This is a genomic window from Agarivorans litoreus, from assembly GCF_019649015.1.
GTDB lineage: Bacteria > Pseudomonadota > Gammaproteobacteria > Enterobacterales > Celerinatantimonadaceae > Agarivorans > Agarivorans litoreus.
Genome location: NZ_BLPI01000001.1, coordinates 1,862,618 through 1,888,369, shown reverse-complemented (window position 1 = coordinate 1,888,369; position 25,752 = coordinate 1,862,618). Strand labels below are relative to the sequence as shown.

Here is a 25,752-nt window from a genome sequence, read left to right as displayed (position 1 = left end):
CTACTTTCACAGTGACTATCATAAGCGCCCAAAAAAACATCTAATTTGATGCCCTACTTTATTCGGAAAAGGTTATTGTATTACCTAATTACGCTTTCATTTTGCTATTTCTTGCCTTAGTTAATATCTCAGTGAAATCGCTCTCAATTACCTACTTTGCAGTAGCTTGGCGGGAATTTCTCAGGATATAATCTAACAAAAAGAGGAGACTATTTTGGGCTATTTGTTGTTGGCCTTGTTGCTTGTATTTGCTTTACCCGTGGTAAGCTTTTTTCTTGGTTATATCCATCTTTATCTAGAATATGGTGTGGTGGTGTCGGCAACCATTATTGCATTATGGCTTTTCTTCGATTTTGTAAAAATCAAAAAGCGCTAAGCCTAGCCTATGAGCGGTCTGCGCTCTAACTTCATAAATATCCTTTATGTCATTAGTCGCTATTTTGAATATTTATTCGCTTCGCTTTGTTTGGATGACTGCTTAGTGTAAGTGACTGATTCAGCTATTGTTATTTTTACTGCAAATGACAAATATAGCCAAATATATATATAGCTCGGTTTTGTCATATCAAATAGCTATAAGTGTTATTTTTCCATATTTTACTGAATTTTTAAGTTGTTGTTTTTAATGGGTATTATTTTTTGTGGATTTGGCTTGCATCCCCAAAGTGGTAAATTAGTACTTCACATTTCTAGCAAAAGCCTATAGATTACCTCCCGCAAGACTGAGCTAGATCAAGAAATGTTTGGCTAAATGGAATTTTTACTGATTATTTCTTGTGCAATTTTTATTCACTAGCTAGCCTTACTTACGCAAGTGGCAATAAGCAAAATATAACGAGAAATTAAACATAACATTTAACTTTTTCACCCTTGCAACAACTTAGGAGATTTATCTAAATGGAACAAGATCAACAACAAACGATGCGTTGTTTTGCAACTGGTAAAGGTTTTTTTGTGCGCCTTCCAATCAGTGAAGATATCGAAGCAAAAGAATGCGAATCAGATGTTGAAGCGGCCGAGTAAACTACCCCGTAGTTGCCTTTTTAACTCGTGACTCGAACTAACGCTTGTTACATCCTAAACCGCTAGCTTTGGCTAGCGGTTTTTTTATACCCGCCATTTTGCAGCATAATTTGTACCTTTTCTAAGCACCAAAACATTAGTTAACGATGAGTTTGCTTTAGGTCAAACTCGTTGGCTTTTTTGGTTTCACTCTCCAGTTAGGTTGCTTTGTCTCAACTAAAATTAGATTGAGTAAGCTGTTGTTTAGTGTTGAGCATAACTAAGGAGCTTATTATGAACATGTTACCTAGAGACCATTGGTTTGGAGAAGACCATTTATGGGAGCAGCTTTTTAGCCCACAATTTGCCATGCGTGATGATGGCTTTTTCCAACCGCGTGTCGATATCATCGACAAAGAAGATAGCTACTTATTTGTTGCCGAGTTGCCTGGTGTGGCTAAGGAAGATATTGATGTGCAGCTACACGATGGTGTTTTGAGTATTCAAGCCAAAATTGAGCAGAAACATCAACAACAGGGCGACAATGTACTGCGCAAAGAACGTCGTAGTGGCTTTTTCCGAAGAAACATTAATGTTGGTAAAGCAATTCAAGCTGAGGATATTAGCGCTGAATTAGTCAACGGCCTGTTAATGCTTAAAGCGCCCAAAGCTGTTGCTAAGGTGAGTGAAAAGCAGCAAATAGAAATTAGTTAAGTGGGAACAGCCTAGGCTGAGCAAAACAAGCTGCCAGTTATTGAAGGTTATTGCTGGCGGCTTGGCTTTGTTCACGTAAGTGCTGTAAAAAGGCGCTGATATTGGGGTTTTCAAAACGCTGAGCCGGATAATAGGCGCATACGCTGCGTTGCTCAGACAATAAGCCAGGCAGTACTTCAATTAACTTCCCGTCTAATAGATGTTGTTGTACCAGATCTTCCGATACTAATACTACGCCCATGTGGTGAACTGCTGCTTGAATGGCCGCCATAGGATCGTGAGTAACAAAGCGACAAGCTTGGTTAAGCACGGTTCCTTCATTTAGTTTTACGCCGCCTGCTTTTATTTGCCCTTGCACCAACAATAGCGGCAGAGCTTGCAGTTGCTTTGCACTTTGTATTGGGCCGCAGCTAGCCAAAAATGTGGGGCTGGCAAAACATTTCACCGCGTAATTGAATAGATGCAGCATGCGATAGCTGGCGCTATCAAAATTGTCTAGCTGGCGCGTCACTACAATATCGAGCGATAAATCTGGAATTTCCCCTGGCTCTACTTCTAATAACTCGATATTGAGGTGTGGGTGCTTGGGTAAAAATGATGCAATTAAGGGCGTTACAAATAAACTGCCCGATACCGCAGGAGCCCCAATAGAGAGGCTACCAGTTAAACCAAGGCTAGAGGGGCCAAGTTGTTGGCGCATATTATTGAACTGGCTTAACCAATCGCAGCTTTGCAAATAAAACTGCTGGCCTTGCTCGGTGGTGCGCACCCTGCGAGTCGTGCGCAATAATAATTGGCAATGCAATTGTGACTCTAACCATGAGATACGTTTACTGCAGGCGGAGGTAGTGATGTTGAGTTGCTGGGCGGCTTGTACAAAGCTGCTGCTTTCTACCACTGCTATGTAGGTTTGCACTGCGTTCAACCAATCCATATTCAGCCTCCTTGATTAATTGTTTCCTGTAAGGAAATAAATCATGTCTTTGATGAATGATTATCCGCTTTTGGCTTTGTTTTACAATGAAGAACGCTGATGTATTGGAGTTTATTAGTGAGCTATTCACGGATCCCGCTGTTTTTTTCTATTGCCTTTATCGCTTGTTCCCAATTAACCAATGGTCTGTTGACTCCTGCCTTACCAGAAATGGCCATGCATTTTGCGGTAGAAGAGCACTTAGTGCAGCGCCTTATCGTGGTGTTTATTTTGGGCTTGGGTATATCCCAACTATTTTATGGCCCGCTAGCAGATAGTTATGGCAGGCGGCGGGTATTTTGGCTGGGGCAGGCTGTTTTCCTGCTGGGTAACCTACTCACATTTTTGGGCTTTAATCATCTTGATTTGTTATTAGCTGGGGTACTTATTCAAGGTTTAGGCGCAGGAAGTAATCAGATATTGGCGCGTTGCTTAATCAGTGACAGTTATCGTGGTAAAGAGCTAAAACATGGTTTTGCTTGGTTGGGCATGGCGGCTTCGGTTATTCCTGTTTTAGGCCCGGTTATTGGTGGCATAGTGACGGCTTATTGGGGCTGGCACTATTTGTTTGTGATCATTGGTATTGCTGGGGCAAGTTTACTGGTAATTGCCGCTAAGCTGTTACCTGAAACACAAACAGAGGTAGGTCCGCCGCTTAATATGAAGCGAGTTCTAAATAACTACTTGAGTCTTGCCATTAATCGCCACTTTATTCATTACTCAAGCTTTGCTTGGATCGCCAGTATTGGTTTGATGTATATGATCAGCAGCGCGCCTTTTATATTGCAGCATGATTTTGGTTTGTCAGCCGATGACTTTGGGTTGGTGATGATAATCCCCGCAGCAGGCTTAGCTTTAGGTAGTGCCTTTACTCGCCGCTTTAATGGTCGCTGGACAGAGCAGAGCATTTTGTTGTTAGCCTCACTGTTGCCCTTTATCGCGGCGTTTATATTGCTCACCCATTCAAGCTCATTAATTTGGGTGATTACAGCAATGAGCTTAATCAGCATTAGTGTTGGGGCTATTTATCCTATTTCTCAATCTGGTTTATTTGGACACTTTTCTGGACAAGCTGGCACGGTATCGGCTTTAAGTGGTACTACCCAAATGACACTCACTGCTTTGGCGGTTGGTGTATTAACCACCGCCTTGATGCCAAGCTCGAGTGCGATGGCGATCATATTTAGCGTGATGGCTTTAGCCTTAATACTTAACATGGTGATCCAGATAGTGAAAGTTAAAGCCCCAACTATGCAATGATTGCTGCCTATTGAGTTATCTGCAGTTTACTTGCCTTAGGGGGTTATGATGACAATTCGCCAATTGGGTAAAACCGAGTCATTGTTTGCTGACTTAACCAGCAGCGGTGCCATGCTGGTAGTAAATGCGGTGACAGTAACAGGTAAGATAAACACTCACTTTATTCCGCGAATCCATCAGTTATTGCAACTTCGCCACCCGTTTTTGTCACTGTGTTTAAAACAAGTCGCGCAGCAATGGCAGTGGCAAGAGTGTGCTAGCCAACCTGAATGTGAGTTTATTCATATAGATGAAACTAAGCTGCCTTTTATGCAAGCATTAAGCGATACCATGCAGCAGCAAACCAATATTCCACTTGAAGTTGGCGGTCCGCTTTGGCGGGTATCGGTTTTGTTAGGTCAGCAGCAGTCGGGGTTAATCATCAGTATGCATCACAGTATTTGTGATGGCCTGTCGGCGGCGTCCTTGCTGGCCGAGTGGTTATTACGGCATGAACAGGTGGCTCAACAGACGGTACCCGAGATCCAAGCTTTGTCAGTGCGCGCTTGTGTGCATGATGCATTGGCACTGGATGAATACGCCATTAATGATAATCCCTTTGCAAAGCCAATTACTGCTGCTCAAGCCGGAGTGTGGTTAAATCAAACTGGCCTTAAGCAAGAGCAGCATAACAAACTAGAGTTGTTAAGCTTTAGCCAAGAGCAATCTCAGCGCTTGTTGGCGGTATGTCGCCAACACCAAGTAAGTCTAACTATAGCTTTGTATGGTGCAGCAGCAGAAGCGGCTATAGCATTGGCTAAGTCGCCTGCCATTGGGGTTAGTGCTGGTGGTAATGCTAACGTTCGGCCAATAGTGGAACCACCGGTCGACCATCAAGAGCTGGCGTGTTACGTATCAATGTTTTCTTTCGAGATTGAAGGCAAAGAACCACTAGACTTTTGGCAGCGTGTGCAGCAAATCAAACAGGCCTATCGTGAAAAAGTCGCGACGGGCTTACATTTGGTGTCGTGCAATGATAATTGGTGGAACGCGCAAGCCCCTCGCCGGGCCGATGATGAAATGCAGCAAGTGGCAGGCCGTTTCAACTGCATGCACTTATCTAACCTAGGCCGCTTAGATTCGATGTTTGCTGAATTAGATTCAATTAACATCGTGCCACAACGATATTATTTTACCGCGGCCCAGCATTTAGTAGGGGCGATTTTTTGGCTGGGTGCCCAAAGCCTTGGCGGTTGTTTAAGCATTACCGTTAATTGTGTTGAACCCATGGTAGATGAAGCGATGCGTAAAAACTTTGCAGGGCTGTTTAAGTCGCGCTTGTTGGCGTTGATAGAGTAATCCCTGGCAGCTGAAAGATTTTGCTAAGTAGTAAGTTCTATTTTCTTTGATAGATTCAACCTATCGCTAGTAATGACATATTCGATTTTTTTATTTGCTGACTAGCCGTTATAGTAAGGCTAATTCACATTGGTTTTGGAGTTTAAGATGTTTGCAGTAATTTTTGGTCGTCCTGGTTGCCCTTATTGTGTTCGTGCCAAGCAGATCGCCGAGCAATTAAGCGAAGCACACGAAGACTATAACTACCGTTATGTTGATATTCATGCTGAAGGCATCTCAAAGGCTGACCTTGAAAAAACTGTAGGTAAACCGGTTGAAACTGTACCGCAGATTTTTGTTGACGAGAAACACGTTGGCGGGTGTACCGAGTATGAAGCACTAATGCGCGAACAGTTTGATATCTAATACAAGGTTATCTCATTAAAGCCCGGCACTCGCCGGGCTTTTTGTTGCTTATCACTTAAGTAAACAAAAAAATACAGCATTGTTGCTAGCGCTTAGCTACAAAAGTGAGGATTGTTTAACTAAGCTCAAATTATCTCTATGCAGCCAATAGATGAGGAGTCGATTATGGATGCAAGCTATATGTTGAACCTTGAAGCCAATATCTTGCTAGGTATTGTAAATGAGAAGTTGCGCTTAGAATGCAATAGCCTTGAAGACTTAGCCTTAACCTTTGGATTTGAAGAGCGTTCTTTAGCCCGCCGCTTAGAAACTATTGGTTATCACTATGATGTGATAACTAATCAATTTAAGGCGATTTGAGCTTGGTTTAAGTTACTGAATGTTAGACACTGTTGATGTGTCTAACAGGAAGTGACTGATGCTAAGAAAAATAGGATTGTTATTGGCGTGCTGTGTTTCGCTGCCCGCACTCGCGGATGTAAGCATTGGTGCTGGCTATACCTTTGGCGGCGAAATGACCCACCTAGACACTGAACAGACCTACTCGGTTCGTTCGGCCCCTTCTTATATGGCCGCCTTTGATTTTGCTACTAGTCGTGGCGAAAACCGCAAGCGTGAGACTTACGAAAACTACGTGGGAGCGCTGGTGTCTTGGCAAAACACCGAGATGGACGACTCGGCTACTACTGATGTTGACGTAGTATATGCTCATTTAACCGCATCTCGCCGTTGGCAATATGAAAACTTTGAAACCTTTGCCAGCGGTGGCGCTGGTGTTACCCACTTTTCCGCTAGCCCAGGTGGTGATACCCAACGCTTTTCTATTAGCTTAGGTGGCGGTTACTTTTATCACCTCACTGAAAACCTCGATTTAAAACTAGAAGGCCGTCTATATGGCACCTTTGTTAACGATGGCTCCAAGATAGAATGCGGGCCTGGTTGCCAAGTTACATTTGTCGGTAGTTATTGGTCGCAATTAGGCCTAAATCTCGGATTGAACTACCGTTTTTAGATTTAGCTCTTGGCTATACTTTATTCTGGCATTGACTGTGACAACTCCAAGGTGTCAAATAAAATCCTTAAAAATTAAACTATTGCAAACTTTTAGATAAAGTTTCGCTGTCATTAATCTTTAATATTTCAGTCACTTCGCTGTCATTTTTCAATCCTAAGATTTGTGCAACTTTTACTTGATGTACTTCACATTTTTTAGGGATTGAAATGAAAAAGCTTACTCTTATCGCTTTGGCGGTTGCTGCTGCTTCTGGTTCTGCTAACGCTGCTAAAGTTTACGAAGATGAAAAACACGCAGTAGATCTATATGGCCGTGTATATGCCGGTTACACAGCGGGTGACGACGAAGGCCGTTCTGACAATTTTGGTGCTGACCAATACGTTCGTTTTGGCGCTAAAGTTAAATCTAAAGTTGGTGAGTCTAACTACGCTCTTGGTCGTTACGAGCTACAAATGGAAAATAACGACGAAAAAGACAACACTTCAGCAACTAAAGCACGTTTAGCTTACGCTGGCTTCGGTGGCAACTTTGGTGAAGTAACGTTCGGTCGTAACTACGGTGCTTTAGAGTTGATCGCTGATTGGACAGATTCAAGCTACGTTAACCCTTACGGTAACTCAGCTATCGGTATCAGCTCTAGCCGTGAAGAAGGTATTGGCCGCTCAAACAGCGTGCTTAAGTACGCTGGCGAGTTCAGCGGTTTTGATATTCACGCTTCTTACAAGTTTAACGATAATGAGAAAGATGACACTGGAGCTAGCCTCGACAACTCTGCTTATGGTGTTGCTTTAGCTTACACTTTTGATTTTGGCCTAGGTTTGGGCGCGGCATACAACATTGCTAATAATGGCGATGTTAAAGATAGTAAAATGGCTCTGGCAGGTATTAACTACGACGCCAACGGCGTTTATGCGGCATTTAACTACGCCAAGGGTGAAAACAACAAAGCCTTTAAATTGCATGGTTCTGATGCGAAAAATAAGCACACTGGTTATGAATTAGTGGCTGGTTACAAATTCACTAAGGATTTCCGCGCTCAAGCTATGTGGAACAAAGCTGAAATTGAGCCAGAAGGCGCCGCCAAATTTGACGAAGTAGATTACTACACCATTGAAGGGCGTTATAACTTAACTAAGCAATTACGTATTGTTGCGGCTTACCAAATTAACAATATTGATGACGCTAAAAACGAGTTCCACTTCGCAGCACGCTACGACTTCTAAGAGAGACACTTACACGCTAAGCGCCTGCTTAGCGTGCTTCCTTATTTTCTTATGTTTGTCATTTTGCCAGCTCTTTATCGAGCTGGTTTTTTGCTTTAGCGGTTTGGCGAAAAGTGAGCGCCGGGGCGCTTATTGAGTGATATCCATTATCAAGATCTTAGAGCGTCGTTGCAGGTTGTAGATAGCCTGCTTTTCAGTAGGAAGATCCTCAAAATCGGCGGGGGCAAAGCCGCGCTCTCTAAACCAATGAATGCTTTTAGTGGTGAGAACAAATAGCTTGCTTAAGCCTTGCTGGCGAGCGCGTTTAACAATTGCTTGCAACAAGCGGTCGCCACGGCTGGCTTGACGATATTGCGGGTGGCTGACTAAACAGGCCAGTTCGCCAATGTTTTCTTGTTCAAAGGCATAGAGTGCAGCACAGCCAATGATCATGCCGTCACGCTCTACAATGGTAAAGCGTTCAATTTCCATCTCCAGTAGTTCGCGTGAGCGACGCACTAAAATGCCTTCTTCTTCTAATGGTCTTATTAATTCGATAATGCCATTAATGTCATCTAGCCTAGCTTCACGTACTCGCTCGTAACTATATTGCACCAACTGCGTTCCGCTGCCATCTCGAGTGTAGAGCTCTTGCAGCAGCGCACCATCTTGCTGGTAGCTCACTAAGTGGCAGCGATCAATGCCTCGGTCGCTACATTGAATGGCGGCACGTAAATAGCGTAAGGTGTCCTTGTCGGTCTCTCGCAGAAAGGGCTCGGAGCGCATCAGTTGATTCGCAGTGTCTGGTAGTAATTCACTAACTAATTGCCCTTGGTCATCGTGTATACCTTGCTCAGGGCAGAAATAAATCACCTTATCAGCTTTTAAGGAAACAGCTATTTCAGTAGTGATGTCTTCCGAACAAATATTAAATAGTTCGCCAGTAACTGAAACGCCTAATGGCGACACCATGACTATTTCACCATGATCCAACTGGCGTTTAATACTTTGGTGGTTAATGCGGCGTACTTTTCCGGTGTGTAAAAAGTCGATGCCGTCTTCTACGCCTATCGGTTGGGCGACGACAAAATTTCCACGAACCACATTAATATGCGCTTGATGCAGGGGGGAATTAACCAAGCCCATGGATAACTGAGCTTCGATATCCATTTGAATTTGGCCAACAGCCTGCTTAATAATATTTAGGCTACGCTCGTCGGTTATGCGTTGTTCACCTGCAAATAAACAGCTGTGTTGGTGAGCGGCAATCAGGCTGTCGATTTGCGGACGGGCTCCGCATACCAAAACAATTTTAACGCCAAGAGTTTTAAGTAGTGCGATATCTTGGATGATGTTGCTAAAATTACTGCTACTGCTGGCTTCGCCGCTAAGCATTACAACAAAGGTTTTACCCCGATGGGCATTAATATAGGGTGCCGACTGACGAAACCAGTTGACTAAATCTTCGGCCGAGCGGTCCAAATTCTTCTCCGTGAATAACTAGTTGTTAGATCTGACTAATGAGTCAAATATTTTCGTATTGTTGCATATTCCTTAGCATTGTCGAGCAATAAGTTTTTCATGTTGACAAAACTTATACACAGTTATGCTGCGTAAGAGTTGTTTAGTTTGGGTTTGTGGAGTATAAGCTGCTGTATTATCTCAGCTAGGCTTGATTAAATCTGGATTAGCTGACGAAAATTGGTTTATGTTATTTATCAATAAGAGGTGTCTATGGAAAACTATGTCGTACCTGACCATTTGGCGATGCGCAAGCAGCCAAGCCAAGAGCGAACCAGGCGGCTAGTGGAACATATCTTAGACAGTACCTTGTCTCTGATTAAAGAGCAGGGCATGGCATCGGTAAATACCAATTTAATTGCACAGCATGCTCAGATTGATATCGCATCGTTATATCGTTTCTTTAAGAACAAGGAAGCGATTTTTTTTGAATTGGCTCTTCGCTGGTTTAAGAAAGTGCAAACAGTGGTAGAGGAACGTAACCTTCGCCAAGCTAATGGTAATATCGTTGAATATAAAGACAGTGCTCAAATACTCATTAATGAATTACCAGAAACTGAAATAATGTTAGTCAGTTTTCATGAGTTGTTTACACATGATAAAGATTTTAAGGCCATGGAAAGTTGGCATCGCGATATTGTTATGCAGCATACTAAACTTTCGTTCAGAGAAAATGGTTCAACATGGGATGACGAAGCGCTAACCAGTATTTGTTTGTATTTGTATAGCTTTACTCGAAACTTTATGGCGGGAACGATTGGTTGTAGTCCAGAAGAGCACTTACACCAGTTCACTTGGTATCAAGTAAATTTAAATCAAATACGTAAAATGGTGTTGTTAGAAGATGTGCCTGAGCAGTTTTTACGCTAAGGCATCACTGACAATATGCGCTTGGCTGGCACTGGGGTATTCTTGCTCGTCAACCAAGCGCTCTGCACCTAAGCAATGTAGCCATGAACCATAATCTAAGGTTTTGTTTCCTAAAATTAATTCTTTTAGTTCCTGTTGTGATAAACCTTGCGTAATAGGTTTACAGCTCGGCCAAGTTTTCCTGTCATTTTGTGCGATCGTCACTGTATTTTCTGCGCCTATAAGGTCAAACTAATCTGCATATAAGATTCAGTGTGGGTCAATTTGGTGATAAACAAGTCAACTTGTTGCACCGATGTGAAATGACGCTTATTTTTTGACCAATTGGTACGTGAAAGCATGCAGTGCTTCACATTATTTTTAGGGAGTATTCCATGGAACTGGAAGCCTTTTTCCAGCAGGTAAAAAAACTACCGGTGATGCCGCAAATTATGCAGGAATTGCTAACCAGCATTAACGACGAGAATGTCGATTTACATCAATTAGGTAAAAAGCTGGCGACGGACCAATCTTTAGGCGCGAATGTTTTGAAGATGGCTAATTCGGCAGCATTTCGTGGCATTAAGCAGATAGATTCTATTGAAGCTGCAGCGATTCGCCTTGGCTTAAAGCGGGTCCGTTCATTAGTGGTTGCAGCGGGTTTAAATGGCATGATGCCAAGTAAAAACTTTGATCAACAGCAATTCTGGAGCCAAGCCATGTATGTGGCGTTGTTGGCGCAAGCCTTGGCGAAAAGCACTGATATAGAACCAGAAATGGCTTTTACCTGCGGCATGTTACACAACTTTGGTGAGCTACTAATAGCCAGTGCAACACCCGAAGAAGCGGGCTTAATTGAGTTGAGCTTAGAAACTGGAGAAACGCGGGTGTCGGCGCAACGCCAAACCCTAGGTTTAGATTACGCGCAAATTGGAGGAGAACTTGCGCGTCGTTGGAACTTTTCTCCAGTCATCACTGATGCTATCGAGCAGCAGCTTAATCCTATGGATTTTGAAGAGGTGTCTAAGCCAGCAGTATTGATTCGCCTCGCCATTTTCGCTCACCACGCACTCAATGCAGGGTTAAGTAGTGAGTTGGTGGCTAATAATTTGCCCGCACCTTTATGTGAAGTTGTTGGTGTGAATAAAGATAAAGTAGCTGAATTTATTGCAGAGGCGGTGGAGCAAGGTCAGCAAATGGTTGCAAGCAGCTTGGCTTAAGTACTTGCCACTTAAAATTAAAAAGGGATTAGGGTCTGTTGATCTTTGCTGATGGTTTTTGCAGCAATTTATTAGCCATTTAGGCAAGGCAGTGAGTGGTGCAGTTAAGTGTGCTTAATAATCACTCGCTAACGCTGAATAAATGGCTAAGAAATGCTGCCCGAAGGGTTCGGGTAAGCGAACTTTACTCTTTGTTAAGCACTTCTTGCTTAGCCCACTAGGCTTCTAAGTGCTCGCCGCGATTAAAGCCCGCTTATCTCGAGCAAAACTTCAACACCAAAGTTCAACAGACCCTAGTTAAGCTAATTCCTTTTTTGCTTGAGCTGCGCCATTTGGTTTAATTACTTGGAGATTCAAATCCGCGCAGCCACCACTGCTTGGCTTGTTTCAGTGCTCGTTGGGCGTCTTCTAACAACAGGTAGTTAACTGGCACAATCAACAAAGTGATCATGGTGGCGAAGATAATGCCAAAGCCTAATGATACCGCCATAGGGATCAAAAATTGAGCTTGGGTACTTTTCTCGAAAATCAGCGGCATCAAACCTGCAAAAGTGGTGAGCGAGGTGAGTATTACTGCTCTAAAACGGGCCACGCCGGCATTGGCTACCGCGCTCATTAAGTCCACCCCTTTTTTACGTTGGCGATTAATGTAGTCCACCAATACTAGGCTGTCGTTTACTACTACACCGGTCAGTGCCAACATGCCCATCATGCTCATAATGGTTAATGGCATGCCCATAATCATGTGACCTAATACTGCACCCACTGCGCCATAGGGGATGATCGACATAACTACTAAGGGTTGCCAGTAGGAGCCAAATGGAATCGCTAGTAAACCGTAGATAACAAACAGCACAAACAACAAGCCAAAGCCTAAACTGGTAAAGGATTCTCGTTGTTCTTTGGCTTCGCCTTCTAGGCTAGCGTTTACCTGTGGATAGGCTACTAAGGTTTGGTTTAGCCACTGCTGTAGTTCTGTTTTTATCACCTCAATATTGGCTTGCTCTTTGTTCACATCGGCCCGAATGTTTTGGGTGCGTAAGCGGTCTATGCGAGTAATGGTAGCTGGGCTTTGCGAAGGAGTGACGCTGGCTACTTCACTAAACGGTAACTCGGCCCCATCTGGGGTGCGAATAAGCATGTTATTGAGGTTGTATTGAGAGCGGCGTTCGCTGGCGGGGTAGCGAACGTATACTTTTACATCCTCACGGCCACGCTGAATGCGCTGTACTTGATAACCAAAAAACGCACTTCTTACTTGCTGGGCTAAATCATTTAAGCTCAAGCCTAACGCTTGGGCTTGCGGCTTAATGTTGAGTTGTAGTTCTAGTTTACCGTCGGCCAAGCTGTCTTCTACATCAAATACCGCGGGGTATTCTTGTAGTTTTTGTTTGGTAAGCTTGGCCACCTGCGCCATCGCTGCAAAATCGTTACTGCTGAATTGCACATCTAAGGGCGAACCTCCGCGGCCTATTTCGGCTCTAAAGGTCAAACTTTCTGCGCCAGGCAGGCTACCGATAAGTTGTCGCCATTCTCTGACTAAATCGCCACTGCTAATTGGGTTGGTGCGTGATTCGGGCGGTTCTATTTCAAATATCACTCGGCCTCTATTGCTTTGGCCACTGCCCGAGCCACCGCTAGAACCACTGGTGGCCAAAATATTCAAAATAACGCTATCGCCAGTCTCTTGGTCACGGTATTTTTCTTGTAACGCTAAGGCAGCCGTTAGCATTCGATTAACGTAATCGTCGGTGGTATTAAAGGCGGTTCCCGCAGGCATAACTAAGGTGGCGCGGGCGGTTTCACTAGGCACCCTAGGGAAGAAAATAAAACGCACCCAGCCAGCGGTGGCTAAAGATAACACCACTACAAAAATACTAATGGCAATGGCGGCGCTTAGTAGTCGTCGAGATAGGGCGGCCTTTAGCAGCGGTTTATAAAACTTTAAAATAGCCGCTTCAAAGCCGTTGGCGAAACGGTTTTGCCAATAACTAAAGCGCCCGGGATTTTTACTGGCAGGTTTTATGTGTTTTAGATGGGCGGGCAGAATTAATTTTGATTCCACCAAAGAAAACAGTAGCACCGGAATAACAATCAGTGGGATTTGCGCAAATATTTTGCCTCGCACCCCATCAATCATCATCAATGGCATAAAGGCGGCAATGGTGGTAAGCACGCCAAAAGTCACTGGTACGGCGACTTCTTGGGTGCCTTTAATGGCAGCGTGTAGCGGTTCTTCACCCGCTTTTAGGTGGGTATAAATATTCTCGCCGGTGACAATGGCATCGTCTACTAAGATCCCCAATACCATGATAAAGGCAAACAGCGAGATGATATTGATGGTAACGTCCAGGGTCGGCATGAGCAATAAGCCACCCATAAAGCTAATGGGAATGCCGATACACACCCATACTGCGATGGCGGGTCGCAGGAAAATAGCCAGCAATAAGGCCACTAATAAACAACCTTGAATGGCACTATTTTTTAAGGTGTTCAAACGTGCTTTTACTATTTTAGCGCTGTCTCGCCAATAGTTTAGTGAGATCCCCTGCGGTAAATACGGTTGCTTGTTGCTAATGTATTGCTTCACTGCATCCGAGATGGCAATAGCACTTTGGTCGCCAACTCGGTAAACCTCGATCATCACCGCGGGTTGGTTATTGAAGCGGTTCTCGATGGGGGTTTCTTCAAAACCATCCACCACCGTGGCAATGTCGGATAAGCGAATGCGGGTGCCGTCGGCGCGGCTAATAATTAGCAAGTTGGCAAACTCATCACCTACATAAGCTTGGCCTTTGGTGCGCAGTAGTATCTCACCGCCTTGGGTTTTTACTGAACCTGCAGATAAATCGAACGAGGCTTGGCTAATGGTTTGAGCAACTTTACTTAGCTCTAGACCATATTCGCGTAGCTTTTGCTCTGAGACTTCGATGGAGATTTCGTAAGGAGCTACCGAATCCAATTCAACTTGGGTTAGCTCAGGCAGCTGCAATAATTCATCACGAATCGATTCTGCTACTAAGCGCAATTCGCTATGAGTTAAGTCCCCAGATACGGCCACGGTAATGGTTTCTCGCTTACGCTGGGTAAGGCTAACCACGGGGCGCTCAGCATCACTGGGAAAGGTATTAATGGCATCGATGCGTGATTTAATATCGTTCATTACATCACGAGTGTCGTAGTGAGAGTTGATCTCGGCGCTCACCCGCGCAGCGCCTTCTTGTGAAACCGAAGATATTTGATCAATCCCTTCAATATCGCTGATCGCTTCTTCAATTCGAATGGCTAAGCTTTCTTCGCTTTCTTCTGGGCTGGAGCCGGGCAGAGCAATGCTCACATTGACCATATCAAGTTCGAATTCTGGGAAAACTTCTAGCGGTAATCGAAATTTAGCCGAGTACAAACCTAGTCCAACAATTAGCACCATTAGCAAATTAGCTGCAACGTGATTACGGGTGAACCAAGCTATTAGTCCATGCATAGTAGGTGACCCCCTAATCGCTTAAGCAAGGCTGCACGTATTCGAGTTTGCTGCATGCTTTAGGCTCCTATGGGCTTGGCTGGTGTGCCACTAATGACTCTGCCAAGTGGTGTGGTTACTAACAACTGGCCAGCTTCAATGCCGCCTTTCACAATATAACTTTGCTGGTCTTGCCACAGAATATTGACTGATTTTCTTTGTAGTAATCCGTCTTCCAATACAATCACTTGTTGCCCCGAATAGAGAGCGCTGCGAGGGATAATAAATACCTCATCTAAGATTTTCCCCTTGATTTTTGCACTAACAAATTGGCCAATTTTAAGCGCCGGTTTGTTTTCGTTGGCTGGGCCGAAGGGGTCATCAATTTTTGCCACAACAAAGAGTTGTCTGCTGGCGCTGTCAAGTGCGGCTTCACTGCGCTCTACTTGCGCCTGCCAATGATATTCTTGGGCACCAACGTTGCTACTTAAATCTACCAGTGGTTTATTGCTTGGATTTTGTTTACGGCGATAGTTTTCGGGAATGTTTAATACACTTTGCTGGTTTAAGCTAAGTGGCAATCGTACTTCCAAATAATCGACAGCGTAGCTGCTGGCGAGGTTTTTACCGCTACTTACGTATTCACCCAGCTCGACATTCCTTGCTAAAATCCTTCCGGCGTAGCTGGCACGAATTACGGTGCGCTCTAGATCTAACTTGGCGCGGGTTAACTTGGCTTTAGCTGAGGCGACTAAAGCTTCTTGAGCGGCCAATTGGGGTTTGCGTAATACTAAATCATTAGCCGGTTTTCCTTTACCAAGGCGTTTCCAGTCACGCAGTGCTTGTTCTACTTTGGCTTGCTCTTCGACTAATTGTAGCTGGCTGGTTTGTAACTCTGCTTCGGCGATGGTAATGGCATTTTGGTAATCTCTGGCATCAATTTTAAGTAGCACTTCGTCTTTTTCGAAAAACGCGCCTTCACGAAAATTATCCGAGACATAGGTGATGCTACCTGAAACCTGAGCAACTAGGTTGCTTTCGGTGTGCGGGCGAATCGTGCCAAACGAGCTTACGCTGGCTTGATAACTTTGCAAGGTTAGTGGGCTTACCTCTACAGCAAGTTTAGCGATTTCCGCTTGCGGTTTACGTTGAGCCTGTGGCTTGTTTGCCTTGATATACTGGCTAATCATTATGCCAGCAATAATTACCAGCAGTGGCAGGCTAAGTCGTATCAGTTTGGCCATATATAGCAATGCTCCATTAAAATAAAGGCTCGGAGGCAAAAGCCTCACGCGTGGTTTGCGCTTGTTCGAGATGACCGCCTAAGGCGAGATAAAGCGCTATGCGATTTTGAAGCTGCAAATTAAGTGCGCTAATGGCGCTACTTTGCGCATCAAAGGCGCGCCGTTGAGACTCCAGCACCGTGACGTATCCATTTAAACCCGCTAGGTAATTTTCAAAGGCCAGAGACTCCGCTTGTTTGGAGTCTTCCGCTGCCGTGGCTAACAACAGGGCATTTTGGTAAAGATTTGGCTCTAGTGAGAGGCTTTTTTCTACTTCGCCAAAACTAGCTAGTACTTTTTCTAAATAAGCAGAGTTTAGACCCTGGGCTATTGCATATTGCTTGAGTTGTTGGTTTTCGCGGCGGGCTGCATCAAAAATTGGTGCGGCAACGCCAGCAAACAAAGACCACACTAATGATTCGCCATTAACTAGCTGATTGAGTTGGCTGCTTTGCCCACCGCCGCTGGCGGTGAGGGTGAGGCTAGGGAAGCGATCTCTATAAGCGGCATAAACCCGCAAGTCAGCCGCAGCGAGTTGATATTGAGCGGCTTTAATGTCGTGTCGACGTTGCAACAACTCAGAAGGTACACCGGCAGGAATGGTGTTTAATGGAACGTTAAGCTGACCAGTAACAGTAATTTCGCCAGCTGGATAGCGACCAAGCAGCAGCTCTAGCTCGCGCTGTGCTTGAATGAGTTGATTGTTTCGAGAGTTTAGCTGAGCTTGAGAAGCACTTAAGTCAGCGCGCGCTAAGTAAACATCTAAGGCCTTGTTTAAACCGCTTTGGTAACTTTCTTCAATAATTTGCAGGTTGGCTTTGAGGTTGTGGTAACGCTCTTCAATGAGCTGTTGCTGCTGCTGAGCCTCAATTACGTTATACCACTGTTGCGCGGTATTTGCCGCTAAACGAATTTGCGCTTGTTGCCATTGCTCAAAGCTTACTTTGGCATCTAATACTGCAGCTTGTTGCAAGGCATCAAGTTTACCTAGCCAATCGATTTCCCAGCTTATATCTAGGCCTACTCGCAGTTGAGTGGCAGTGTTGGTATCGCTGCCACTGCGCTGGCCGGTTAAAAAGGCTTCAACAATGGGCCAGCTTTGCGAGGTTTGAATTTTTACTTGGTACAGTTGTTGATCAAGGGCAAATCCTTGTTGCTGTAATCCGGGATTGTTGACCAATGCTTCGCTAATTAGCGTTTGTAGGGCAGAAGGTAAGGCTTTTTCAAAGCGCTGTTGGTTGAATTCCCCTTGCTGATATTCGCTTGTCCAGCTAGTCGCTGTTAAGTTAACAACGGGCTCGTGGGCGGGAGTATCGTGCATACTGCAAGCACCTAAACTTGTAATAACTAGCGCTATCCAAGTCCATTTAGCCAAACGCATTCCATTTCCTATTATTCGATCCGTGTTAATACTGTTATTTAACGTTGCTTGGATTGCCTTGTCGAGTCTTGGGGCACTGCTTTTACCTTTATTTACAGTTGGTTTGCTTAAGCTTGTTGGTTATTTATGCCTGAGCGGTAAAGTTGCAGGATCCACGAGAATACTAACTCGGCATCTACCGGACGTTTTAAACTTGTTTTAGCTAGAACGAACTGAGTTGGCGATAAGATCATTTGTCGTTTGTCGACTAATGCTTCGGCATAGCCCGAGGAAAACTCCGGATGTCCTTGTATTGCAAAAGTATGTTGACCAAGCTCAAACATAAAGTACGGGCAAAAATCGCTACTGGCAAGCAACTTGGCCTGTTTAGGAAGGGCTGTTACTTGGTCTTGATGACTAACTAATATCGATAAGCTATCTTGCTCAACGGGGTTTGCCCAAGAAGGTGCAGCAATTAGGGTGTTTTTAGCCACGCCCAAACCCCAGCCAGCGCTTGATTTCTCTACTTTCCCACCCATTGCTCGAGCGATAATTTGATGGCCGAAACAAATTCCTGCAAGGGGGCGCTGTAATTGTTCACATTGTTGCACCCAAGCCATTAATTGCAAAATCCACGGTTGTTGATCGTAGGCATTGTGTCTGCTTCCGGTAATCAAAAAACCATCGAATTGGTTTAGCTTAGGTAGCTCACTGTTCAGTACATTGAACACTTCGAACTGTAGCTGTGCATCCTGTGCGCTTAAATGTTCAATGAACATATCGGGATATTCACCATAACTTTCAGCTAGTTGCTTATCAACTCTGTCACAGTTAAGAATTGCTATTTGCATAGTAAACACCTAAAGAATAGTTATATACAGAACACTGAATGTTAAATAAACTGTATCAAGTATGGAATAAAATTTAATATTTGTGTAGTTTTGTTCATTATTGGGTAACAGTTGATGGATTCATCCGGAGGGAACATGGCGCAGCAGGATCTAGCTTATTGGCAACAACAAGCGCGGGAATTGGAATTCCCCACTAAGGCATTTATTAACGGAGCGTTTGTGGATGCGCAATCAGGAAAAACCTTTAGCAGCATTAACCCCGCGACCGGTCAAGTGCTAGCTGAGGTGGCTGAGTGTGATGCCGCCGATGTTGAATTGGCGGTAAGCGCTGCACGGGCTGCTTATCAAAGCGGGGTGTGGTCAAGCCTTGCTCCGGCCGAGCGCAAGCAAGTGCTACAAGCTTTTGCTCAGCTAATTGAACAACATCAAGCACAATTAGCACTGTTAGAAAGCTTAGACATGGGCAAACCGATTGGCGATGCGCTCTCTTACGACGCGCCCGCCACCGCCCGTTGTATTGCTTGGAATGGTGAAGCGATAGATAAGGTTTATGATGAAGTCGCGCCAGTTACCACCGATGCTCTTGCTTTAGTGACACGAGAGGCCTTGGGTGTAGTGGCTGCCATTGTGCCGTGGAATTTTCCCTTAGTGATGGCCTCGTGGAAGATCGGACCTGCCTTGGCCACCGGTAATTCGGTTATTTTAAAACCTTCGGAAAAATCCCCCTTAAGTGCGTTGTATTTAGCGCAGCTGGCGAAGCAAGCGGGCATTCCCGATGGCGTGTTTAATGTGTTGCCGGGTTATGGGCACACCGCTGGGCAGGCTTTAGCACTGCACATGGATGTGGATTGCATTACCTTCACTGGCTCTACTGCTGTGGGTAAAAAGCTGGTGGAGTTTTCCGGGCAATCGAACTTAAAACGTGCTTTTATGGAGTGTGGTGGTAAAAGCCCGAATTTGGTGTGTGCTGATGTTGCCGATTTAGATAAAGCCGCCGCCACTGCGGTTGCAGCGATTTTTTATAATCAAGGTGAAGTTTGCACTGCGGGCTCTCGGCTTATCGTGCATCGCAGTGTGCATAAAGCCTTAGTAGATAAAATGCTGACCCTTGTTGATAACTGGCAACCGGGCAACCCATTGGATCCCAATACCAGCATGGGGGCAATGGTTGACGAAGTACAGATGCAGCGAGTACTGGGCTTTATAGACCAAGCAAAAGCTCAAGGTGCGAAGTTGTTATGTGGCGGTGAGCAAGCCTTACAGGAAAGTGGTGGCTACTTCCTTAAACCGACTATTTTTGATGATGTAGATGCCAAGCTGGATATCGTTAAGCAAGAGATCTTTGGCCCAGTATTAGTGATTCAAGTGTTTGACGAGCTTGAGCAGGGCATTGCCTTAGCCAATGATACTGAATACGGCCTAGCCGCCGGAGTGTGGACCAGTGACATTAATACTGCGGTGCGCACTTCACGCGCCCTGCGGGCGGGTACAGTATTTGTGAACAATTGGGATGGCGGTGATATGACCATGCCCTTTGGTGGATTTAAGCAGTCGGGGAATGGGCGCGACAAATCCTTGCATGCGCTAGAAAAATACACCGAGCTTAAGTCTACTTGGATTGATTTGACTTAGCGTTAATGGGATCGGGCTGCTCGATAAAGTGGTCCAAAATGAACTGTTGATCCAGAGGGTTCAAGTCAAAGCGAAACGCTACATCGTTTAAGGAGCGAGCATCATGACAATGGTGCTCGCCGATATACTTAACCGCTCTAATCAGATCGGTGCCCTTAGGCAATAAACAACAATCACTCATAGCGTCCTCCTATACATCCTAATGAGGTGGCTAAACCAAGATGTTACTGGCAACTAAAGTATTGCCAGTTATCTTAGCTTGTCACTACAAGTATAGCTGTATTGGCCAGAGAGCTAGTTACGGGCGGTTTTTAGCAGCCCAAAGGTGTAATAATTCCACTGCAATGGTCGCTGCGGCCAATGCTGTCACTTCGCTATTATCATAAGCGGGCGCGACTTCTACTACGTCCATGCCGACAATGTTTAAACCCTTTAAACCACGCAAGATTTGCAGAATTCGATTGCTGCTTAAACCGCCAGCAACTGGCGTACCGGTGCCTGGCGCGTAGGCGGGGTCTAAACAATCTATGTCGAAGCTAAGATAAATTGGCAAATCCGCCACTTGCTTACGGATGCTATCTACCACTTGCTCAATGCTTAGGTTATTGGCTTGGTCAGCATCGATGACTGTGAATGGGTGGCCCACTCGCTGATACTCAGTGCGAATACCTACCTGTACTGAGTGCGTAGGGTCGATTAAACCTTCTTTGGGCGCATGGTAAAACATGGTGCCGTGGTCGTAGCGGCTACCTTCGCTGTAGGTATCAGTGTGCGCGTCAAAATGTATTAGCGCCATTTTCCCGAATTGTTTTGCGTGAGCGCGCAATAGTGGCAGCGTAACAAAGTGATCGCCACCAAAGCTAAGCATGGTTTTGCCTGTTTTTAGTAGTTGTTTGGCGTAGACTTCGAGTCTTTCTACAAATTGTGCTTGCTCACCACAATCAAAGACTAAGTCTCCAGCATCCACTAAACGGATTCGTTCGAGCAATGTAAAATCCCAAGGCCAGCGTTTTTCTTCCCAAGCGATGTTGACTGACGCGCGGCGAATGGCATCAGGACCCAATCGCGCACCGGAGCGCCCGGTTGTGGCTAAGTCAAAAGGAAGGCCCGTTATCACCACGTCGGCATCACTTTGCTCGGGACGATGATCTAAGCGCTGTCGTAAAAAGGTATTTGCGTTGGAGTACAGCGAGTAATCAGGATGATCGGCAAGCGTGCTCATTATTTATTCCTTGCTATGAAATAGTTAACAATTCATTGTGAATTGCTTCTCTAATTACTACAAGTGTTTTGTATAAAATGACATAGCTAGCCTGTTAGTAGAAAATAGCAGGCTAATTGAGCAAGCAAACACTAGACACTAAAGAGCACTCTTCCTACACTGAATGAAGCTCTCACTACTTTTTGTTACACGGACGTTTATATGCCTAGGCCATTATTTTCATTCACCTTTTTACTCATATCCCTTGTTTTTTGGGGGATGGCAGTGAATGCATTGAGTCAGCATGCTGTTGCCGCAGATGACGAACTGTTTGCCGATACTTCGGTGAATGTGCAACAAGTACAAACTTTTGTGCCGGTATTAAGTGAGGACTATGCAGTTGAACGGCAGTTTGTTGGGCAAGTTATTGCTAAACAGCGTGCCGATATTGGTTTTGAACTGGCTGGTAAAATATCCAAAATATTCGTAGATGAAGGCGAACGTGTTTTGCAAGGTGATGTGCTGATGCAGCTAGACACCGAGCTGCTAGAAATTGAATACATAGACTTACAAGCACAACTACAACAAATAGCAGCCGATGCTGCTCTAGTTCAAGCTAACTTAAAACGGGTTAAATCCCTTAAGAGCGACGGATATGCCTCGGCGCAAAGTGTTGATGAACTGGTAGCTCAGCAAAAATCCTTAAAAGCCAATAAAGCACGTATCGACGCTTCAATTAAAGCTAATCGCACCCGCATCGAAAAATCTACATTACTGGCTCCTTATAACGGTATTATTGATAAACGAACGGTGTCTGAAGGTGCGGTAGTGGGGGCATCTCAACCGGTGCTTACGGTGTTGCAGCAAGGTGCAAATGAAGTAAAAGTGGGCGTGCCAGTGCGTTTGCTTGAGCACGTAGATTTGGTTACCCCAAAATCGGTAACGGTGGCAAAACGCAATTATTCGGTGGATTTAGTGGCTGCGGGCGGTCAGGTAGATCCGGTTACGCGTACTGTGCAATTACGTTTTGCGTTACCAGATAACGATCGCTTAGTGAGTGGCCAGTTGGCCTATCTAAATGTAGTGGAAACCGTTAAAGAACCGGGTTATTGGGTGCCAGTGAGCGCGATTACCGACGGGGTAAGAGGCTTGTGGAATGTATATGCCATTGTGGCGCAAAGTGATGGAAGCTTTAAGTTAGAACGCCGTGATGTAAGTGTGCGTTATGCCACCGAAGAGCAAGCTTTTGTGAGAGGCGCGCTGCAAGCTGGCGAAGCCATTGTTGCTACAGGAATGCACCGTTATGTGCCCGGTCAAACGGTTAACCCAAGCAAGGCGCACAGCCAATGATTGCAGCCATTTATAACAATGGGCGTTTAATTGCCCTGCTTATTGCGCTGATTGTGGTGGCTGGCATGGGGGCGGTTAGCACCTTACCGCGCAGCGAAGATCCTAAAATTACCAGTCGCTTTGCCAGTATTGTGACTCAATATCCCGGCGCCTCAGCAGAACGGGTTGAAGCCTTGGTCACTGAGCTCATCGAAAATAAAATTCGTAAGTTGCCGGAAATTAAACGGGTTCAATCCTCTTCTCGTCCTGGCTTTTCGGTGCTGCAAGTTGAGCTTAAAGATGAAGTGATAGATGTTGTTCCCGTATGGGCAAGGGTGCGCGATTTGGTGGGAGAGCTCCCCCCCTTGTTGCCCTTGGGGAGTTCTGAGCCAGTAGTCGATGATGACCGAGGTTATGCGTTTACCACCTTGGTTGCACTGCGTTGGACAGGCCCCGGAGATACCGATTTAGCTATTCTTGGTCGCTATGCTAAAGAGTTACAAAACCGTTTGCGCAATGTGGCAGGAACCGACTTTGTTGACTTACAAGGGCAGGGTGAAGAAGAAATACTGGTAGAAATTGAACCCTACCAAGCGGGCGCCATGCAGCTAACCACCGAGCAAGTGTCGCAAATTATCGCCGGAGCCGATGCCAAAGTATCGGCAGGCGAACTGACCAACGACAATACGCGAATGCAACTGGAGCTGGAAGGGGAGCTTAACTCGCTAGAGCGGATTAAGAATATCCCAGTAAGCAGCGCCGAAAATGGTTATGTATTCCGCTTAGGTGATTTGGCCAAAGTAACACGCCAGCTTAAATCTCCACCCGAGCAAATTGCTGTAGTAGAGCGCGATTATGCGGTGGTAGTGGGCATAAGAATGCTCTCTGAATATCGGGTCGATTTGTGGAGCGCTCGAGTGAACCAAGCACTGGATGACTACCGTACCATTTTGCCCAGTAATGTCAGCGCCGAGGTTATCTTTGAACAAGATGGTTATACCGCTAAACGTCTTGGTGAGTTAGTGGTTAACGTGCTGATTGGTTTTGCCATTATTGTGGTGGTGTTGCTGCTTACTTTAGGTTGGCGTTCGGCGCTTATTGTTGGTTTGTCCTTGCCACTAACGGTAATGTTCACCTTAGCCTGTATGAAGTTTTACGGCTTGCCCATTCACCAAATGTCAGTAACCGGCCTAGTGGTAGCCTTGGGTATTATGGTGGATAACGCCATTGTGATGGCCGACACCATTGCCCAAAAGCGCCAGCAGGGCAAGAGCGGTTTACAGGCGGTTAAAGAGTCTTTAGCTCATTTGTGGCTGCCATTGCTGGGGTCTACTTTAACCACCATTCTTGCTTTCTTACCGATTGTATTAATGCCAGGACCTGCCGGTGAGTTTGTTGGTGGTATTGCACTTAGCGTGATTTTCTCGCTAATTGGTTCTTACTTTATTTCGCATACCCTAGTGGCGATTTTCTCTGGGCATTTTTTGCCTTCACAACAAACTGCCGATCATTGGTACGAAAAAGGCGTGCAAGTTACTTGGCTCAGCGGTGCCTTTAAAGCCTGTTTACGTACTAGTCTACGCTACCCTAAACTAGCAATTATTGTGGTATCTAGCCTGCCAATTTTGGGTTTCTACAGCGCTGGCAGTTTAACCGAGCAATTCTTTCCGCCGTCTGATCGTGACATGTTCCAAATTGAAGTGTACATGGCGCCACAATCGAGTATCTACGCCACCGAACGTTTAACCGAAAAGTTAACCGAGCATTTATATGCCAAAGAGGGCATCAGCTCGGTGAGTTGGTTTGTAGGCAATAATGCCCCCTCGTTTTACTACAACTTGATGCTGCGCCAGCAGGGTGCCAAAAACTACGCCCAAGCAATGATTAAGACTGACGACTTTAGAGCTGCTAATGATTTGATTCCTAAGTTACAAGTCGAGTTTGATTTGCTCTATCCCGAGGCGCAAATTTTAGTCCGGAAGCTAGAGCAGGGGCCTCCTTTTAACGCGCCAATTGAGCTGCGGGTTTACGGCCCCAATCTAGATAAACTTAAAGAACTGGGTGATCAATACCGGCGCATTCTTTCCGAGATCCCCCACGTTACGCATACGCGCGCTACTTTGTTGGCGGGTACACCCAAGGTGTGGTTAAAGGTTAATGAAGAAGCATCTCGCTTAAGCGGCATTGTATTAACTGATATTGCCGGTCAGTTACAGGCAAACCTGCAGGGTCGGATCAACGGTAGCGTGCTCGAGGCCAGTGAGTCTTTGCCGGTAAGGATCCGTTTGGCCGATGAGCAACGTAAACACGTTGAGAACTTAGGTGATATAACCCTTACCAGCCAAGTGGCCGGGAATATACCGCTAGCATCTATCGCAGAACTAGATATTCGCCCCAGTCGCGGCGAAATACCGCGTCGTAATGGTAAGCGAGTAAACACCGTAGAAGGTTATTTGCAAACCGATATTCTGCCTGAGCAAGTGCTAGAAGTATTTCGGGAGCGTTTAGAACAAGCCGATATTCCGCTTCCTGCTGGATATAGCTTAGAGTTCGGTGGTGAAGGTGCCGAGCGTAATGAGGCGGTGGGCAATTTATTGGCCAGTGTTGGCATTATCGCGGTATTGCTGATTACTGTGGTGGTGCTGTCGTTTAACTCCTTCCGTTTAAGCTTCTTAATTATGATTACTGCTATTCAAGCGGCAGGTTTAGGCTTGTTAAGTGTATTTGTATTTAATTACCCCTTCGGTTTTACCGTGATTATTGGTTTATTAGGTCTGGTGGGCTTAGCGATTAATGCGGCCATTGTGATTGTTGCCGAGCTTAAATCTGATGCTAAAGCCTGTGCTGGCGATCATGAAGCGATATGTTTTGGGGTGCTCAGTTGCACTCGGCATATTATTTCTACCACTATCACCACTGTGGGTGGCTTCTTACCGCTAATTTTAGAAGGTGGCGGCTTTTGGCCGCCGTTTGCGGTAGCCATTGCAGGTGGTACGGTGCTTACCACTATGCTGTCATTCTTCTTTGTGCCAGTGGTCTTTTCGATAATTGCCAAAGGCAAGCGCAAAATCCCATCGGTAGGTGAGCCCACCGTAGCGCATTAATACTTAGCCATGTTGTTTACCAATAAAAAAGCC

The 25,752-nt window shown here is 45.3% G+C and carries 23 protein-coding genes; 14 read left to right on the top strand and 9 right to left on the bottom strand.

What is annotated here, in order from left to right; translation table 11 throughout:
* Window positions 1-214 precede the first annotated feature (214 nt).
* From K5L93_RS08740 to K5L93_RS08735, 3 genes are all read left to right on the top strand, one after another.
* On the top strand, window positions 215-376 hold the full coding sequence (locus tag K5L93_RS08740; RefSeq protein WP_220719355.1) for a hypothetical protein: 162 nt from the start codon (window positions 215-217) through the stop codon (window positions 374-376).
* A gap of 521 nt (window positions 377-897) precedes the next feature.
* Window positions 898-1,023, top strand: a complete 126-nt coding sequence (locus K5L93_RS20170) for a hypothetical protein (RefSeq protein ID WP_016399851.1) — start codon at window positions 898-900, stop codon at window positions 1,021-1,023.
* Window positions 1,024-1,296: 273 nt separating this feature from the next.
* Window positions 1,297-1,716 carry an Hsp20/alpha crystallin family protein gene (locus K5L93_RS08735; RefSeq protein ID WP_220719353.1) on the top strand — a complete coding sequence of 140 codons (420 nt, stop codon included), beginning with the start codon at window positions 1,297-1,299 and terminating at the stop codon, window positions 1,714-1,716.
* 37 nt (window positions 1,717-1,753) lie between these two features.
* Here K5L93_RS08735 and K5L93_RS08730 read toward each other — a convergent pair whose 3' ends face one another.
* Window positions 1,754-2,650 carry a LysR family transcriptional regulator gene (locus K5L93_RS08730; protein WP_220719352.1) on the bottom strand — a complete coding sequence of 299 codons (897 nt, stop codon included), beginning with the start codon at window positions 2,648-2,650 and terminating at the stop codon, window positions 1,754-1,756.
* Between the two features lie 99 nt (window positions 2,651-2,749).
* Between K5L93_RS08730 and K5L93_RS08725 the strand changes: the two genes are divergently transcribed.
* From K5L93_RS08725 to K5L93_RS08700, 6 genes are all read left to right on the top strand, one after another.
* Entirely contained in the window at window positions 2,750-3,949 is a 1,200-nt protein-coding gene (locus K5L93_RS08725; RefSeq protein ID WP_220719350.1) for an MFS transporter, read from the top strand.
* A gap of 48 nt (window positions 3,950-3,997) precedes the next feature.
* Window positions 3,998-5,287, top strand: a complete 1,290-nt coding sequence (locus tag K5L93_RS08720; RefSeq protein WP_220719349.1) for a condensation domain-containing protein — start codon at window positions 3,998-4,000, stop codon at window positions 5,285-5,287.
* A gap of 147 nt (window positions 5,288-5,434) precedes the next feature.
* Window positions 5,435-5,692, top strand: coding sequence for a GrxA family glutaredoxin (locus K5L93_RS08715; RefSeq protein WP_016399846.1), 258 nt, complete (start codon window positions 5,435-5,437; stop codon window positions 5,690-5,692).
* 165 nt (window positions 5,693-5,857) lie between these two features.
* Window positions 5,858-6,052: a DUF4250 domain-containing protein gene (locus K5L93_RS08710; protein ID WP_016399845.1), complete on the top strand. Its 195-nt coding sequence runs from the start codon at window positions 5,858-5,860 to the stop codon at window positions 6,050-6,052.
* A 58-nt stretch (window positions 6,053-6,110) separates the two neighbouring features.
* Window positions 6,111-6,704 (top strand): hypothetical protein, encoded by a 594-nt coding sequence (locus K5L93_RS08705; protein WP_220719347.1) that lies wholly within the window; start codon window positions 6,111-6,113, stop codon window positions 6,702-6,704.
* A gap of 209 nt (window positions 6,705-6,913) precedes the next feature.
* Window positions 6,914-7,930, top strand: a complete 1,017-nt coding sequence (locus K5L93_RS08700; RefSeq protein ID WP_220719345.1) for a porin — start codon at window positions 6,914-6,916, stop codon at window positions 7,928-7,930.
* A 129-nt stretch (window positions 7,931-8,059) separates the two neighbouring features.
* Here the strand turns inward: K5L93_RS08700 and argA are convergent, their stop codons facing one another.
* The gene (gene argA, locus K5L93_RS08695; RefSeq protein WP_220719343.1) at window positions 8,060-9,391 is read right to left on the bottom strand and encodes an amino-acid N-acetyltransferase; all 1,332 of its coding nucleotides are present in this window, start codon (window positions 9,389-9,391) and stop codon (window positions 8,060-8,062) included.
* A gap of 252 nt (window positions 9,392-9,643) precedes the next feature.
* Between argA and K5L93_RS08690 the strand changes: the two genes are divergently transcribed.
* Window positions 9,644-10,300: a TetR/AcrR family transcriptional regulator gene (locus tag K5L93_RS08690; protein WP_220719341.1), complete on the top strand. Its 657-nt coding sequence runs from the start codon at window positions 9,644-9,646 to the stop codon at window positions 10,298-10,300.
* On the opposite strand, the gene K5L93_RS08685 is transcribed toward K5L93_RS08690, so the two are convergent.
* On the bottom strand, window positions 10,292-10,504 hold the full coding sequence (locus K5L93_RS08685; RefSeq protein ID WP_220719340.1) for a hypothetical protein: 213 nt from the start codon (window positions 10,502-10,504) through the stop codon (window positions 10,292-10,294). The two genes, K5L93_RS08690 and K5L93_RS08685, sit on opposite strands and share 9 nt — an antisense overlap.
* Before the next feature lie 170 nt (window positions 10,505-10,674).
* Between K5L93_RS08685 and K5L93_RS08680 the strand changes: the two genes are divergently transcribed.
* The gene (locus K5L93_RS08680) at window positions 10,675-11,499 is read left to right on the top strand and encodes an HDOD domain-containing protein (RefSeq protein ID WP_220719338.1); all 825 of its coding nucleotides are present in this window, start codon (window positions 10,675-10,677) and stop codon (window positions 11,497-11,499) included.
* Between the two features lie 337 nt (window positions 11,500-11,836).
* On the opposite strand, the gene K5L93_RS08675 is transcribed toward K5L93_RS08680, so the two are convergent.
* The 4 genes from K5L93_RS08675 to K5L93_RS08660 all read right to left on the bottom strand — a co-directional run bounded on the left by K5L93_RS08675 (window position 11,837) and on the right by K5L93_RS08660 (window position 18,453).
* Window positions 11,837-14,980, bottom strand: coding sequence for an efflux RND transporter permease subunit (locus K5L93_RS08675; RefSeq protein WP_220719337.1), 3,144 nt, complete (start codon window positions 14,978-14,980; stop codon window positions 11,837-11,839).
* Between the two features lie 59 nt (window positions 14,981-15,039).
* Window positions 15,040-16,203 (bottom strand): efflux RND transporter periplasmic adaptor subunit, encoded by a 1,164-nt coding sequence (locus K5L93_RS08670; RefSeq protein ID WP_220719335.1) that lies wholly within the window; start codon window positions 16,201-16,203, stop codon window positions 15,040-15,042.
* 16 nt (window positions 16,204-16,219) lie between these two features.
* The gene (locus K5L93_RS08665; RefSeq protein WP_220719333.1) at window positions 16,220-17,623 is read right to left on the bottom strand and encodes an efflux transporter outer membrane subunit; all 1,404 of its coding nucleotides are present in this window, start codon (window positions 17,621-17,623) and stop codon (window positions 16,220-16,222) included.
* A gap of 107 nt (window positions 17,624-17,730) precedes the next feature.
* Complete coding sequence (locus K5L93_RS08660) at window positions 17,731-18,453, bottom strand: glutamine amidotransferase-related protein (RefSeq protein WP_220719332.1); 723 nt, start codon at window positions 18,451-18,453, stop codon at window positions 17,731-17,733.
* Between the two features lie 114 nt (window positions 18,454-18,567).
* On the opposite strand from K5L93_RS08660, the gene K5L93_RS08655 reads away from it, so the two are divergent.
* Complete coding sequence (locus K5L93_RS08655; protein WP_246615021.1) at window positions 18,568-20,085, top strand: aldehyde dehydrogenase; 1,518 nt, start codon at window positions 18,568-18,570, stop codon at window positions 20,083-20,085.
* On the opposite strand, the gene K5L93_RS08650 is transcribed toward K5L93_RS08655, so the two are convergent.
* Entirely contained in the window at window positions 20,063-20,266 is a 204-nt protein-coding gene (locus K5L93_RS08650; protein WP_220719331.1) for a hypothetical protein, read from the bottom strand. The two genes, K5L93_RS08655 and K5L93_RS08650, sit on opposite strands and share 23 nt — an antisense overlap.
* A 117-nt stretch (window positions 20,267-20,383) precedes the next feature.
* The gene (speB, locus tag K5L93_RS08645) at window positions 20,384-21,307 is read right to left on the bottom strand and encodes an agmatinase (RefSeq protein ID WP_220719330.1); all 924 of its coding nucleotides are present in this window, start codon (window positions 21,305-21,307) and stop codon (window positions 20,384-20,386) included.
* 264 nt (window positions 21,308-21,571) lie between these two features.
* Here speB and K5L93_RS08640 point away from each other — a divergent pair, with 264 nt between their 5' ends.
* On the top strand, window positions 21,572-22,636 hold the full coding sequence (locus tag K5L93_RS08640; protein ID WP_220719329.1) for an efflux RND transporter periplasmic adaptor subunit: 1,065 nt from the start codon (window positions 21,572-21,574) through the stop codon (window positions 22,634-22,636).
* Window positions 22,633-25,719, top strand: coding sequence for an efflux RND transporter permease subunit (locus tag K5L93_RS08635; protein ID WP_220719328.1), 3,087 nt, complete (start codon window positions 22,633-22,635; stop codon window positions 25,717-25,719). The genes K5L93_RS08640 and K5L93_RS08635 overlap by 4 nt, the downstream gene beginning before the upstream one ends.
* Window positions 25,720-25,752 lie beyond the last annotated feature (33 nt).

Coding starts and splice junctions, on each gene's coding strand:
- K5L93_RS20170 (WP_016399851.1), top strand. CDS start 898: ATGGAACAAGATCAACAACAAACGATGCGTTGTTTTGCAACTGGTAAA.
- K5L93_RS08735 (WP_220719353.1), top strand. CDS start 1,297: ATGAACATGTTACCTAGAGACCATTGGTTTGGAGAAGACCATTTATGG.
- K5L93_RS08730 (WP_220719352.1), bottom strand. CDS start 2,650: ATGGATTGGTTGAACGCAGTGCAAACCTACATAGCAGTGGTAGAAAGC.
- K5L93_RS08725 (WP_220719350.1), top strand. CDS start 2,750: ATGTATTGGAGTTTATTAGTGAGCTATTCACGGATCCCGCTGTTTTTT.
- K5L93_RS08720 (WP_220719349.1), top strand. CDS start 3,998: ATGACAATTCGCCAATTGGGTAAAACCGAGTCATTGTTTGCTGACTTA.
- K5L93_RS08715 (WP_016399846.1), top strand. CDS start 5,435: ATGTTTGCAGTAATTTTTGGTCGTCCTGGTTGCCCTTATTGTGTTCGT.
- K5L93_RS08710 (WP_016399845.1), top strand. CDS start 5,858: ATGGATGCAAGCTATATGTTGAACCTTGAAGCCAATATCTTGCTAGGT.
- K5L93_RS08705 (WP_220719347.1), top strand. CDS start 6,111: ATGCTAAGAAAAATAGGATTGTTATTGGCGTGCTGTGTTTCGCTGCCC.
- K5L93_RS08700 (WP_220719345.1), top strand. CDS start 6,914: ATGAAAAAGCTTACTCTTATCGCTTTGGCGGTTGCTGCTGCTTCTGGT.
- K5L93_RS08690 (WP_220719341.1), top strand. CDS start 9,644: ATGGAAAACTATGTCGTACCTGACCATTTGGCGATGCGCAAGCAGCCA.
- K5L93_RS08680 (WP_220719338.1), top strand. CDS start 10,675: ATGGAACTGGAAGCCTTTTTCCAGCAGGTAAAAAAACTACCGGTGATG.
- K5L93_RS08675 (WP_220719337.1), bottom strand. CDS start 14,980: ATGCATGGACTAATAGCTTGGTTCACCCGTAATCACGTTGCAGCTAAT.
- K5L93_RS08670 (WP_220719335.1), bottom strand. CDS start 16,203: ATGGCCAAACTGATACGACTTAGCCTGCCACTGCTGGTAATTATTGCT.
- K5L93_RS08665 (WP_220719333.1), bottom strand. CDS start 17,623: ATGCGTTTGGCTAAATGGACTTGGATAGCGCTAGTTATTACAAGTTTA.
- K5L93_RS08660 (WP_220719332.1), bottom strand. CDS start 18,453: ATGCAAATAGCAATTCTTAACTGTGACAGAGTTGATAAGCAACTAGCT.
- K5L93_RS08655 (WP_246615021.1), top strand. CDS start 18,568: ATGGATTCATCCGGAGGGAACATGGCGCAGCAGGATCTAGCTTATTGG.
- K5L93_RS08650 (WP_220719331.1), bottom strand. CDS start 20,266: ATGAGTGATTGTTGTTTATTGCCTAAGGGCACCGATCTGATTAGAGCG.
- speB (WP_220719330.1), bottom strand. CDS start 21,307: ATGAGCACGCTTGCCGATCATCCTGATTACTCGCTGTACTCCAACGCA.
- K5L93_RS08635 (WP_220719328.1), top strand. CDS start 22,633: ATGATTGCAGCCATTTATAACAATGGGCGTTTAATTGCCCTGCTTATT.